General features: G+C 60.7%; 14 protein-coding genes. 3 read left to right on the top strand and 11 right to left on the bottom strand.

What is annotated here, in order from left to right; all coding sequences use genetic code 11:
• Window position 1: 1 nt before the first annotated feature.
• Both rnc and HMPREF1261_RS07680 read right to left on the bottom strand, forming a co-directional pair.
• The gene (rnc, locus tag HMPREF1261_RS07685; RefSeq protein ID WP_005278587.1) at window positions 2–772 is read right to left on the bottom strand and encodes a ribonuclease III; all 771 of its coding nucleotides are present in this window, start codon (window positions 770–772) and stop codon (window positions 2–4) included.
• A complete protein-coding gene (locus tag HMPREF1261_RS07680; protein WP_023030535.1) occupies window positions 769–1,317 on the bottom strand; it encodes a DUF177 domain-containing protein in 549 nt (182 codons plus the stop codon). The genes rnc and HMPREF1261_RS07680 overlap by 4 nt, the downstream gene beginning before the upstream one ends.
• Window positions 1,318–1,466: 149 nt before the next feature.
• Here HMPREF1261_RS07680 and HMPREF1261_RS07675 point away from each other — a divergent pair, with 149 nt between their 5' ends.
• A complete protein-coding gene (locus tag HMPREF1261_RS07675; RefSeq protein ID WP_005283706.1) occupies window positions 1,467–2,081 on the top strand; it encodes a hypothetical protein in 615 nt (204 codons plus the stop codon).
• A 102-nt stretch (window positions 2,082–2,183) separates the two neighbouring features.
• Here the strand turns inward: HMPREF1261_RS07675 and HMPREF1261_RS07670 are convergent, their stop codons facing one another.
• Entirely contained in the window at window positions 2,184–2,951 is a 768-nt protein-coding gene (locus HMPREF1261_RS07670; protein ID WP_023030534.1) for a DivIVA domain-containing protein, read from the bottom strand.
• A 226-nt stretch (window positions 2,952–3,177) separates the two neighbouring features.
• Window positions 3,178–4,524 carry an NADP-specific glutamate dehydrogenase gene (gdhA, locus tag HMPREF1261_RS07665; RefSeq protein ID WP_023022958.1) on the bottom strand — a complete coding sequence of 449 codons (1,347 nt, stop codon included), beginning with the start codon at window positions 4,522–4,524 and terminating at the stop codon, window positions 3,178–3,180.
• A gap of 201 nt (window positions 4,525–4,725) precedes the next feature.
• Here gdhA and HMPREF1261_RS07660 point away from each other — a divergent pair, with 201 nt between their 5' ends.
• Entirely contained in the window at window positions 4,726–5,811 is a 1,086-nt protein-coding gene (locus tag HMPREF1261_RS07660; RefSeq protein WP_034658267.1) for a glycerate kinase, read from the top strand.
• Here the strand turns inward: HMPREF1261_RS07660 and HMPREF1261_RS07655 are convergent.
• The gene (locus HMPREF1261_RS07655) at window positions 5,808–6,206 is read right to left on the bottom strand and encodes a hypothetical protein (protein ID WP_023030532.1); all 399 of its coding nucleotides are present in this window, start codon (window positions 6,204–6,206) and stop codon (window positions 5,808–5,810) included. The genes HMPREF1261_RS07660 and HMPREF1261_RS07655 overlap by 4 nt on opposite strands.
• A 36-nt stretch (window positions 6,207–6,242) precedes the next feature.
• Between HMPREF1261_RS07655 and HMPREF1261_RS07650 the strand changes: the two genes are divergently transcribed.
• Window positions 6,243–7,445: an amidohydrolase gene (locus HMPREF1261_RS07650; protein WP_023030531.1), complete on the top strand. Its 1,203-nt coding sequence runs from the start codon at window positions 6,243–6,245 to the stop codon at window positions 7,443–7,445.
• A 68-nt stretch (window positions 7,446–7,513) separates the two neighbouring features.
• Here HMPREF1261_RS07650 and pyk read toward each other — a convergent pair whose 3' ends face one another.
• The 6 genes from pyk to hisF all read right to left on the bottom strand — a co-directional run bounded on the left by pyk (window position 7,514) and on the right by hisF (window position 12,760).
• Window positions 7,514–8,932, bottom strand: coding sequence for a pyruvate kinase (gene pyk, locus HMPREF1261_RS07645; RefSeq protein ID WP_175279200.1), 1,419 nt, complete (start codon window positions 8,930–8,932; stop codon window positions 7,514–7,516).
• Window positions 8,933–9,053: 121 nt separating this feature from the next.
• Window positions 9,054–10,025 (bottom strand): prolipoprotein diacylglyceryl transferase, encoded by a 972-nt coding sequence (gene lgt, locus HMPREF1261_RS07640; RefSeq protein WP_023030530.1) that lies wholly within the window; start codon window positions 10,023–10,025, stop codon window positions 9,054–9,056.
• Between the two features lie 53 nt (window positions 10,026–10,078).
• Complete coding sequence (locus HMPREF1261_RS07635; protein WP_005278561.1) at window positions 10,079–10,909, bottom strand: indole-3-glycerol-phosphate synthase; 831 nt, start codon at window positions 10,907–10,909, stop codon at window positions 10,079–10,081.
• A gap of 86 nt (window positions 10,910–10,995) precedes the next feature.
• A complete protein-coding gene (locus HMPREF1261_RS07630) occupies window positions 10,996–11,631 on the bottom strand; it encodes a TIGR02234 family membrane protein (protein WP_023030529.1) in 636 nt (211 codons plus the stop codon).
• Window positions 11,631–11,993, bottom strand: coding sequence for a phosphoribosyl-AMP cyclohydrolase (gene hisI / locus HMPREF1261_RS07625; RefSeq protein ID WP_023030528.1), 363 nt, complete (start codon window positions 11,991–11,993; stop codon window positions 11,631–11,633). Before hisI ends, HMPREF1261_RS07630 begins: the two co-directional genes overlap by 1 nt.
• Window positions 11,990–12,760: an imidazole glycerol phosphate synthase subunit HisF gene (gene hisF / locus HMPREF1261_RS07620; protein WP_023030527.1), complete on the bottom strand. Its 771-nt coding sequence runs from the start codon at window positions 12,758–12,760 to the stop codon at window positions 11,990–11,992. Before hisF ends, hisI begins: the two co-directional genes overlap by 4 nt.
• Between the last annotated feature and the right edge of the window lie 10 nt (window positions 12,761–12,770).

The following is a 12,770-nucleotide window of genomic DNA, read 5'->3' as shown; positions in this document are numbered from 1 at the left end:
TTTAGCCTTCTTTATGAGCGGTCCCTTGCACCAGCAACGGGGTTTCGCGCAGGGTTTGGCATGCTTCTTGCGCGGCCTGCTGCTCCGCTAATTTCTTATTGTGGCCCTGCCCATTTCCCACGGTCAGCCCAGCGACGGTGGCAACCGCGCTGAAGGTTTGGTCGTGTTCTGGGCCGGTGGCGGTGGCCGAATAGACCGGCATCGGTGCCTTTAGCTCAGCGCACAGCTCTTGCAAGGTGGTCTTCCAGTCCAAGTGGCGCCCGCTGACAGAGGCATTATCGATCTTTTCCGCGAAGAGGCGCAGGATGACATCGCGGGCGGTTTCAAAGCCGTGCTCGCGGTAAATGGCGCCGAAAATCGCCTCGGTGGTATCCGCAAGGATGGAATCCTTATCGCGCCCACCGGTGGACTGCTCGCCCTTGCCCAATAAGATATGCGGGCCCAGGTTAATCTCACGCGCGATATCGGAAAGCCCATAGCGCGAGACAATGGACGCGCGCATCTTAGAGATATCGGATTCCGGGCGCGATGGATACGTCACGTATAGCTTCGCGGCCACCGAGAGCCCCAAGACGGCATCGCCCAAGAACTCGAGGCGCTCATTATTGGGCAGGTGCCCGTTTTCATTGGCAAAGGAACGGTGCGTAAGCGCCAAGCGCAGGTTTTCCGGCTCCAAGGCAACGCCGAGCGATTCCAAGAGCGGGCTGTGGTCCACCGCCGCAAAGGCGGCCTCCCATGCCTCGTGCCCGGTTAGCTTCTTCTTGCGGCTCATAGGAACTTCTCCAGACCTGCCCAGCGCGGGTCTACCTTCTCCTCTTCCTCTTCTTCCCCAGAAATTCCGGTGGTCACACCCTCTGGGGTCTGAATATCGCAACCGTCTTCGCAGACGGGGGCGAACGGGAGGTTCAGGCCTGCTTCATCGATGACCGCCTGGAGCAGATCCAGCTCATCGTCTTCAATTTCCGGGATTTCATCGCCCGAACCAGCATCATCAGAATCGGCGTCATCGCCGCTGACAAAAGATTCATCGGCGGCAAAGACCTGGGTCACGTGCAAATCCAGCTGTGGGTGGAGCTCTTTTAAGCAGCGCGCACACTCGCCCGTGAGAACGCCCGAGATATCCGCATCAACCATAACGCCTGACCCCAGGGGGGTCAGGATCGCGGCAACGGTGAGATCTTCACCCTTAGGGATGGCGATCATTTCCACGCCAATCCTTTCCGGTGCAGGTCCCGTCTGGGTGCGTTGTTCCGGCATTGCGTCAGCGCCTTGGGCGTTTAATAATTCGCCCACATCGAACTTCAATGGAGATGTCATAACAGTTGGTAGTCTACCCTGCCTCGCAAACTCCGCGTAGTTGCTGGCACGGCGGCTTTTCTGGCAAGAAACTGAAGGTTTGGGCATAAAGCGCTATGGCTTGCCGGTTTTCCCTTTCCTGCAGGCCGCAGCCGCCTTAGCCTAAAGGCATGACTTACCACTTGGCCGCGACCTCAGGAGATTTGAGCGCTATCGCTCCTAGATTCGGAGTGTTGTGCTGCCTTCCCGCCACCTTCTTGGTCATCTCTGGGACAGTCCTCCATCGCCTGCCCAAAGCCGACCACTCTGGCATCTACGGCGACAGGGGCCTGCGCCTTTCCTCCGCCCTCATCCTCAGCTTGTGCGCGGGGCTTATCGCCGGCGCGATTTTGGTCATCCCTTCCGGACTCGACCTCACAGTACTTACCGGCGCCCTAGTGTTTTCGGCCAGCGCCGCCGCCATCACGTGGCTTTCGCGCGAAGCCCTTGCCTGCGCACTGCTTAGCGTCGGCGCCATGTTCCTGACCGCGGGCGCGGTCATTAGCCTCAGCGCGATGTTCTTCCCCCAAGACTTTATGAGCGGCTCGATGACCTCGCTCTCGTCCTACTTCACCACGGCCTTGGTCACCTTCCTCTTCCCCGGCCTGGTCAGCGCGGGAATCGTGGCCTTCGTGGCGGTCCAGAGCCAGCGCCCACACCCCGCTACGAATACTGCTGATGCCTCGCTTGCCGATGCCCCCTCCTCCCCCACGCCGCACCACTCCAACTCGCCCAGCTCGGTCTAGACTCCCACAGGCACAATAAGTCCTGCTACACGGTGCCGCGATTTTCGCGATGTACCCCGTGCAGCAGGACTTTTTAAGCGTCGTGCCTTGTAGTTTAAGCGTTTAGCGCTCGGTATAACGGCGCTCGTAACCGTCATCGTCGCCATAGCGCGGGGCGCTAGCACCACCGCGAGAGGAACCAGCGTTGGTGGACGGCAGGTAGTCGCCGCCGCGAGAGCGCACGCCGGCCCCACCGCGCAAGGCGGAGCGATCGGAATTAACGGTGCGCAAGAGGCCGCTGAGGGAGCTTTCAAATTCGCTGAGCTTGCTATCTACAAAGTCATCGCACTCCGTGCGCAGCCGGTTGGATTCGGTGTATGCGGTCTCCACGATCCGGTTGGCTTCTTCGTTGGCGCGGCGAACAACTTCAGATTCGGAAACCAAACGCTCTTGTTCCTGGCGGCCCTCGGCCACCGAGCGCTCGTATTCCTCGTTGGCCTGAGCAATGGTGCGGTCTGAATCTGCGCGGGCTTGCTCAACGGTGGACTGGGCGCGCGCCTCGGCATCTGCCATCAGCCGCTGGGCATGTTCTTCTGCCTGCGCGATCGTGGTATCGGCCTCTTGGCGCGCCTGGTTGACCATATCGGTGGCCTGCGCATTCGCCTCATTAATGGTGTTATCCGCACGCTCTTCGGCGCCGCGGATAATCTCGTCTTGCTTGTCTAAAACGTCCTGCGCATCGTCGATTTCTACGGGCAGCGCATTGCGCAGGTCATCGAGAAGCGCCAGCATCTCATGGCGGGGGACCAAGCAATTGGAGGTCATGGGAAAGCCAGAAGCCTGCTCCAAATGCTGAACTAATTCATCAAGGGATTCAAAGACACGGTACATGCTGGGAATTCTACAACGCAGGACCCCACATTGTGTGGAGGGCGCGCCTTGCATCCTCAGGCCGGTGCAACGAGGGCTCAAGCTCTCCGAGTTCGATTCGCTTCCCGTGTGCGATTAGTCCATTTTCCCTCCACATACCCGCGGCACTGGCACATGCCATACCAATACAGAAGCTCCCCACCTCCCCGCGCATGCGGAGAAATGGGGAGCCGTTGGTTATCGGAGTTTAGATAACGCCCTGTGCCAGCATGGCGTCAGCCACCTTCTTGAAGCCGGCGATATTGGAGCCAGCCACATAGTCGCCTTCACGGTCGTATTCCTTGGCCGTGTTGTCGATGTTCTTGAAGATGTTGCTCATGATGCCGCGCAGGCGGTCATCGGTGTATTCAAAGGACCAGGAGTCGCGGGATGCGTTCTGCTGCATCTCCAGTGCGGAGGTTGCCACGCCACCGGCGTTAGCAGCCTTGCCGGGCGCGAAGTTGATCTTGGAGTCTTGGAATACGTGTACCGCATCCGGGGTAGACGGCATGTTAGCGCCCTCTGCAACGTAGCGCACGCCGCCCTCGACGAGCTTCTTGGCGGACTCGCCGTCGAGCTCGTTCTGGGTTGCACACGGCAGTGCAACATCAGCCTGGACGTCCCAGATATTGCCACCCTCGTGGAACTCCACGCCGTTGCCAGCTTCCTTGGCGTAGGTGGAGATGCGCTCGCGGCGGACTTCCTTGACATCGCGAAGCAGGTCAACGTCCACACCATTCGGGGTGGTGATGTAGCCGGAGGAGTCAGACATTGCGACGACGGTAGCGCCCAGTTCCTGTGCCTTTGCGGCGGCGTAGATGGCCACGTTACCGGAGCCGGACACGATGACCTTGGCGCCGTCGAAGGACTCGCCGTGGGTCTTCATCATTTCTTCGGTGATGTAGACGGCACCGAAACCGGTGGCCTCGGTACGCACCAAGGAACCGCCCCAGGTCAGGCCCTTACCGGTCAGGACGCCGGACTCGTGCTGGGTGGTCAGGCGGCGGAATTGGCCGAAGAGGAAGCCGATTTCGCGGCCGCCGACGCCGATATCGCCGGCAGGAACGTCGCGGTACTCGCCGATGTGGCGGTGCAGCTCGGTCATAAAGGACTGGCAGAAGCGCATAACTTCCTGCTCGGACTTGCCCTTCGGGTCAAAGTCGGAGCCACCCTTGCCGCCACCGATGGGCAGGCCGGTCAGGGAGTTTTTAAAGATCTGCTCAAAGCCCAAGAACTTAATAATGCCCAGGTTTACCGAGGGGTGGAACCGCAGGCCACCCTTGTACGGGCCGAGCGCGGAGTTGAACTGCACGCGGAAACCGCGGTTGACCTGCACCTCGCCATTGTCATCAACCCATGGGACGCGGAAGATGAGCTGGCGCTCCGGCTCGCACAGGCGCTCAACCAGACCGTAGTCTGCGTAGTGTGGGTCCTTATCCAGGACGATCTTGAGCGAATCCAGCACCTCAGACACCGCCTGGTGGAATTCCGGTTCACCGGCGTTGCGCTTGAGTAGCTTGTCGTAGTACTCAGAAATCTGGCTATCAACAGACATAGTGTATAAATCCCATTCTCGTGGAGTTTGACTAGCAGAAACCAGTTTCCTATCAATCTACCGATAATGCAAGTACAATTATTTCTCACTCCCCCGCTTACCGGCTTTTACCTGCGGCGATAAAGGTAAATATTTTCTGTAGAACGTTCGGATTTCTAGCAAAAAGCCGCCGAACGGGTCGTGGGCTTTATAATCGCGGGCATGCATATTGTTGTCGCGCCTGACTCTTTTAAAGGTACCGCTTCCGCCACGGAAGCCGCAGCCGGAATCGCCAACGGAATCCGCCAGCACTACCCCAACGCCACCGTCACCACCTTGCCCATGGCCGATGGCGGCGAAGGCACCGCCCAGGTGTTGGCCCAGGCCGCCGCGGCAGGCGGGCAAGAAACCCAGACCATTACCCTTCCCACAACTGATGCGGTGGGGCGCTTGACCGAGGCGCAGTATTTCCTCGCTGGGCACACGGCCTTCATCGACGTCGCCGCCGCCACCGGGCTGCCCGCGGTCCGCGACGCACTCGATCCCCTTCACGCGGATTCTTATGGCACGGGCGTGCTGCTTGCCGATGCCCAATCCCGCGGCGCCACCTCCATCGTGCTCGGCCTCGGTGGCACGGCCAGCATCGACGGTGGCATGGGAATCCTTGCTGCCCTCGGCGCTGCCGCCCACGATGCACGCGGCTATGCCCTGCCCAAGGGCGGTGCCCCGCTGGTGCAGCTCGATTCCATCGATACCGCGCAATTAAATATCAAAGCGGGCATGGTTGATTTCACACTCCTGGCCGATACCCGGGCTAAGGCCATGCAAGCTGCCACCATGTACGGGCCACAAAAAGGCGCAGAGGGCGAACAAATAGCCCTGCTTGCCGGGGCACTGCTCCAATTGTGCAAGGTCACCGGCACGGATCCGGAAACGGAATTTACCGGTGCCGCAGGCGGCATCCCCATCGGCCTTACCTGGCTTTCGCGCACCCTGTGGGGCACCGATGAACACGCCCGCGTCGTCTCTGGCGGGGCACATGTGGCCAAGGCCCTCGGCCTCGCCGAGGCCATTTCTCAGGCGGACCTCGTCATCACCGGCGAAGGCGCGTTTGACGAGCAATCCTTAACCGGCAAGGTCGTCGGCACCGTCGCGGACCTGGCGGCGGAGTCCTCTACCCCCGTCGGCATCGTTGCCGGGGCCATCAACCAGGACACCGAGCACTTCACTGCGGAGCTAGATCAAAAAGGTGGGATGCCGGAGCAGCTGGCTAGGGCTGCCCGGGGCATCGTCAAGCAGCTGGGCTAACGGCGAATCTCGACCGTCCACGGAAAGATGGCAGGGCGCTCATGCGCCAACTCATCTTCCAGCAGCACGTGATCTTTGGGCAATACGGCGTGCGGCGTCAGCAAGCGCGACAGCACCATGGCCAGCTGGTTCACGGAGCCGGTTGCTCCCTCCACCGCGATGTTATAGCGGTGGGCGTGCGCGCCTTCTAAGTCGCGCTCTTCGTGTTCATCACGGTAATTTTGCTGCAGCTGCTCCTCCAAGCCCTCAGGGAACTGGGGATCTGCCGGGCGAGTAACCTCGGCGGAGGTAAGCGATCCGCCCGCCACCAGCTTATCGGTGGCAGTGGTGAAAATTTCCTCCACGCGGTCCGCTTGCTCATCTGGAACCAATACATCGAATTGAATAGTCGGCATATAGCTGACCCTACCCTAACCAAAGGGATGAAAACTATGTCTTATTCCACACACATCGCTTCCCTGGTCAACTCTGCGGACACTGACCTGGCGTGGCAGCGCGATTTTTACGAAGATCTGCACCGCCACCCCGAGCTTTCCCACGAGGAGGAACGCACCGCGGCGCGCATCCGCGCCAAATTGGCGGAGTTTGAGTGCGAGGTAGAAGAAAACATCGGCGGGCACGGTATGGTGGCCATTTTCCGCAACGGCGATGGCCCCACCGCCCTCATGCGCGCCGATTTCGATGCCCTGCCGGTCAAGGAGGCCACCGGCGTGGCCTATTCCTCGACCAATGACTACATGCACGCCTGCGGGCACGACATGCACACCACGGCTCTACTCGGTGCCTGTGCGCTTCTCGATGCCTCCCGCGATACCTGGTCCGGCACCTTCCTCGCCCTGTTCCAGCCCGCGGAGGAATCATCCATGGGCGCGAAATACATGATCGCCGATAACCTCACCGAGCGCGTGCCACGCCCCGATATTTGCTTAGGCCAACACATCATGCCCGGCCGCGCCGGCACCGTCCGCCACACCGCCGGCCCCATTATGGCCGGCTGCGATTCCCTGCGCATCCGCATCTTTGGTAAATCCGCCCATGCCTCTATGCCGCATAACTCCATCGACCCGACATATACCGCGGCGATGATCGTCACCCGGCTCCAGGCCATCGTGGGCCGCGAGGTGGCCCCGCACGAGTTCTTCGTCATCTCCGTAGGCGAGCTGCACTCCGGCGATAAAAACAACATCATCCCTGATTCCGCTGAGCTCGTGCTCAATACCCGCTTTTATGATCCAGCCCTGGCGGAGAAGGTCTACTCCTCCCTAGAACGCATGGTGAAGGCAGAATGCGTGGCCTCCGGCTGCGAGAAGGAGCCCACCTTCGAGTACTACGCGCACGGCGAGGTCACCGATAACGACGCCGCCGCGTATTCGCCCATCGACGAGGCCTTTACGGCCACCTTCGGTGAAGCATCCGTTACCGCCTCCCCCTCGACCGCTTCGGAAGACTTTTGCTACCTGCCGCAGGCCTGGGGCGTGCCGTACGTCTTTTGGCACGTAGGGTGCACCCCGGAATCTGAGCTAGCCGATCCCCCGGTCAACCACCAGGCCAACTTCCTGCCGGATTATGAGCCGACGGTCAAGGCCTCCACCCAAGCCGCCCATGCGGCGGTGCTGGCGTACCTGGGCGCTTAACTCACCATAAAAAATCCGCCGCGTCCACTCTCTCAATGGAGTGTGGGGCGCGGCGGCTTTTCAGTGCGCTAGTCCTTGATGGTCTCTCCCAAAATGTGGCACTGAATCATGTTGGTATTGCCGGAGATTCCCGGAGGGGTACCTGCAACGACAACGACCAAGTCATTCTCGTCGTACTCGTCCAAGTCCAGCAGGTACTTATCGATGGCCTCCATCATCTCATCCGTGGACTTGACGTCGGGGCTCAAGAAGGTCTCTGCACCCCAGGTAAGCGCCAGCTGGGCGCGCACGTCCTGGTCCGGGGTAAATACCAAAAGCGGCAGGTCAGAGTGCAGGCGGGCGACGCGCTTTGCGGTATCACCGGAGGAGGTGAAGGCAACGATAGCCTTCGCGTTCAGGCGCTCTGCAATATCGCGGGCGGAATAGGACATCACGCCGCGCTTGGTGCGCGGAACGTGCGCCAGCGGCGGGACCTGGCCATCAGTCTCGGAGCGCTTGACGATGCGCGACATGGTCCGCACCACGTTGTGCGGATCCGCGCCCACGGAGGTCTCGCCAGAGAGCATCACCGCATCGGCGCCGTCGAGCACGGCGTTGGCCACGTCGGAAGCCTCCGCGCGGGTGGGGCGGGAGTTCTCGATCATGGAATCCAGCATCTGGGTGGCCACGATGACCGGCTTGGCGTTCTCCCGGGAAATCTGGATAGCGCGCTTCTGGAAGAGTGGCACCTCTTCCAGCGGAACCTCAACGCCCAAGTCACCGCGGGCAATCATCACGGCATCGAAGGCCAAGATGATGGACTCGAGGGCATCGACAGCCTCGGGCTTTTCCAGCTTGGCGATGACCGGCACGCGGCGGCCTTCCTCGTCCATGATCTCGTGGACCTTGTCGACATCGGCAGGCGAACGCACGAAGGACAGCGCGATGTAGTCCACGCCGAGCTGCAGGGCAAAGCGCAGGTCCTCGATATCCTTCTCAGACAGGGCCGGCACAGAAATGCTCATGCCGGGCAGGGAGACGCCCTTGTTATTGGATACGGGACCACCCTCGGTGACCTCACACACCACGTCATTGCCGTCTACTTCCTTGCAGACGACGGCGACCTTGCCGTCATCGATAAGCAAGCGATCGCCAGGCTTCGCGTCTTGTGCCAAGCCCTTGTAGGTGGTGGATACGCGGTCGTGGGTGCCTTCGACATCGTCCACGGTGATGCGGACGATCTCGCCGTTATCCCACTGCTCTTCGCCGTTCTTAAACCGGCCAAGGCGGATCTTGGGGCCCTGAAGATCGGCCAAGATACCTACGTTCCGGCCGGTCTTTTCGGTGGCTTCGCGGACCCACTTGTAATTGGCTTCGTGGTCCGCATGCTCGCCGTGCGACATGTTGAGGCGCGCGACGTTCATGCCGTCTTCTACAAGGCGCAAAATTCCGTCCCCGCTAGCTACCGCGGGGCCGAGAGTACAGACAATTTTGGTTCTTCTATCCAGCATTATTGGCCTATTCCATCGGGGAAATTGAACAACCCCCAACCTACTCCCTCGCGCGCGGCTAGGCCACAATTTTTTGGCGCCTTAACTACGGCAATCGGACACGATCACACATAACCGGTCATTTCCGGCCGGTAGCAGTGCCCGAGGTGCCGTTAGCATGCGTGGCTGCCACGCGTTTCTCGTCGCCCTCGCCGCCGTTTTCCGCCTGATCGCGGTAGTACCGCGGGTCAACTTCCTCTGGCGTTTCGGGGCCCTTGCGCTGCCTGTCCAGCAAGAAAAAGACGATGAGACCTGCGATAAAGACAACGGCGGAGACGATGAGGTTTACGCGGACGCCGAAGATTTCGGTGGCTTCATCAGAGCGCATGCCTTCGATAAAGAAGCGGCCCAGCGTGTAGCCCACGACGTAGAGGGCGAATACTCGTCCGCGGCCCAGCTTCCATGCCTTGTGCGCCCACAGAAGGAACAGGCACACCAGCACGTTCCAAATGAGCTCATACAAAAACGTCGGGTGCACCGAAGCGATGACCTCGCCGGTAGAATGCCCGGATACTGGGGCGTACTCCCCCGCCTCATCGACGCGGTAGTAGATATCCAGCGCCCACGGAACGTCGGTCGGCCGGCCGTAGAGCTCCTGATTGAACCAGTTGCCCAACCGGCCGATGCCCTGGGCAAGGATGAGGCCAGGCGCTACCGCGTCCGCAAACGGTGCCAGGGGAATCTTTTTGATCCGGAACATTACCCAGAGCGCTACGGCGCTTAAAGCGACCGCACCCCAGATGCCAAGGCCGCCATTGGTGACCTTGAGGGCGTCGACTGGGTTGCAGGTATCACAGAAGTATTTCTGGTTATCCGTAATGACGTGATAGAGCCGCCCGCCCACGATGCCGGCAGGGATGACGACGATGGTCGCATCCCACACGGTATCGGGATTGCCGCCCCGAGCCGTGTATCGCCGCAGCGTCATCCACATGCCCACGAGGATGCCGGCGATGATGCACAGCGCATACGCATGGATTGGAATGGAGCCAAGATGCCACACCACGCCCTGCGGCGGGGAGGGGATATTTGCAAGATTCTGAGTATGCACGTAGATAGTGTGCCTTATCAGCGTGCCCGTGAGCTAGTTTGGGGTCACTTTTCCTAGGAACTTTTACGCGACGGGCACGCTGGGTGCTGGCCCGCGGCCACCAGAGAGCGTGCCAAGGCGGTGGGATCCTGGGCCGCCATGACGGATTCGCCGACCAATACCGCATCCGCCCCGCGAGAGGCATAGTGGAAGAGGTTGCGGGCGTTATTTACCCCGCCCACGGCAATGCGCAGGAGCGATTCCGGCAGCCCCGGGGCAATATCGTTAAAGGCTTCCCGGTTGATCTCATCGGAGGCAAGCGACCACGCATTGATCGCGATGACACTGCTGCCGGCCTTAATGGCGCGGTTGACCTCCCCGCAGGTTCGCACCTCCACGATGGCGGTCATCCCTAACGATTCCGCCCGATCCAAGAGGGCTTCCAATCGGGCTTGTTCTAAAAGCTCGACCTGCAGCGGGATTGCATCGGCACCAAAACAGCGAGCCTCATGAATCTGGTACGGATCCACGATGAGGTCGCGCGCCATCATCGGGATATCGATAGCAGCGCGCGCGGCCGCCATATCCTCAAGCGAACCGTTAAAGCGCCGCGTATCCGTTTGGCAGGCCATCAGATGCACGCCGCAGTTTTCAAAGGTGCGCGCCCATTCGGCCATCTGCTCGGCCGAGCCCACGTGGGCAATTTCCCCGGTATAAGGAACGGCGCGCTTGAGCTCAGTAATGACCGAACACCCTGGTTTTAAAAGCGCCGCGCGGGCATCGCGGGGAGGCTCCATATCCCGCGAGCGCGCCTTGATGTCTTGGAAGGAAACGCGTGCTTCGCGCGCGGCGACATCCTCAAGCACCCCAGCGACCAGGTGATCGACGGCTATGGGTGTGGGCATGAGCACCTCCCTCCAAGCGCGATTAAAATCACACTTAGATTAACGCTATTCGGGGCGTTTCCGGAAATTGTGCTGCGCGAACGGGGCTATTTACGGCTCACATCAGTCGGGTCGATATCGCTATCGAGCGCGTCCCACATCACACGGCCGGAATCGGATGAGGTCTCCAAATCTTCCGCCAGCTTTTCTTGGCGGGCGGCAGGGGTTTCGTATTTGCTCGACGCCTTGACCTTGTCCTTGCCTGGGTTCTGGGCCAAGAGTACGGCGCCGAAAAATGCCAGTGCGGCCCCGATAATGGCGACGATGGGGCCGAGCTTGGTGATTTCCGTGGAAATGACGGTCGCCCAATCAGAAATTGCGGCAGAATCCACCGCGTTCTCATTCGCGGACGCGCCCTGCAATATTTTTTGCGCGCGCTGGGCGTCAGCACGGCTGGTCAGCAGGCTAATGGGGCTCCACGCAGCGGCTGCGGCGGCAAGGGCGCACACAATGGCCACGATGCGCCGCCCCATTCGGCGCAGGGCCAGGCCAGCGAGCACACCGGCCAGGAGAACCAGCGTCAATGCCATAAGCTCTAAGGACCACGACGAGCCCACGATCTCATTGGTTGCTGAGCCTGATTTATCGTCCTCGCTTACCGCTTTTACCCAGGTGCTGCGGGAAGAAAACCACAGCACTGCCGTGCCCACCGCGATAAGGAGTGGGCCAAGTCGCCTCGTCATTAGGAATCATCCCCTAAAAGAACTGTCGCATCGAAGCAGGTCCGGTCACCGGTGTGGCACGCGGCACCGCGCTGGCGCACGGTCAGCAAGATGGTATCGCCATCGCAATCAAGGCGCACACCGAGTACGTCCTGCGTATGTCCTGAGGTCTCGCCCTTAATCCAATACTCGCCGCGCGAGCGCGAGAAGTAGGTGCCCTTGCGCGTCGCCAGCGTGTGGGCCAGCGCGTGGTCATCCATCCAGGCAAGCATAAGCACTTCGCCGGAATCGGATTGGGCAACCGCCGGCACGAGCCCTTGCTCATTGCGCTTGAGCAGCGCAGCTATCTGCGGGTCTAGCTCATAATCTGCGGGAGTGTTCACCGGCGCACCTCGTATCCGGAGTCTGCCAGCGCCTTTTTGACCTCGCCAATTTCTACCTCTCCAAAGTGGAAAATGCTCGCTGCCAGGACGGCATCGGCACCGGCTTCAACGGCGGGTGGAAAATCCGCTGCCGCGCCCGCTCCGCCGGAGGCGATGACGGGAATGTTTACCGTTTCCCGCACCGCGTGCAGAAGCTCGAGGTCGAATCCGGCCTTCGTGCCATCTGCGTCCATGGAGTTTAAAAGGATCTCCCCCACACCTAGCTCGGCGCCGGTGCGGGCCCATTCCACTGCATCGATGCCAGCCGATGTCGTCCCGCCGTGCGTCGTGACTTCAAAGCCCGACGGTGCGTGCGCCGCATCGGTGCGCCGCGCGTCGACCGATAGGACGATGCATTGCGATCCAAAAACTTCCGCCAATTCGCGCAGGAGGGCGGGATTGCCTATCGCGGCAGTATTGACCGATACCTTATCCGCGCCAGTGCGCAGGAGCTCGCGGACATCGTCAACGCTGCGCACTCCCCCACCCACGGTCAGCGGAATAAAGACCTGATCGGCGGTGCGGCGTACCACATCGAGCATGGTGGACCGGCCGTGCTTGGAGGCGGAGACATCGAGAAATGTCAGTTCGTCTGCGCCCAATTCCTCATAGCGCGCGGCTAATTCCACGGGGTCTCCTGCATCGCGCAGGTGCGCAAAATTTACGCCCTTGACTACGCGGCCTTGATCCACATCAAGGCACGGGATAATGCGTACGGCTACAGCCATGCGGGGCTTA

The organism is Corynebacterium sp. KPL1818 (assembly GCF_000478135.1).
GTDB classification, from domain to species: domain Bacteria; phylum Actinomycetota; class Actinomycetes; order Mycobacteriales; family Mycobacteriaceae; genus Corynebacterium; species Corynebacterium accolens.
The sequence above is the reverse complement of the archived record's forward strand: the minus strand, read 5'-3'. Positions and strand labels throughout refer to the sequence as shown.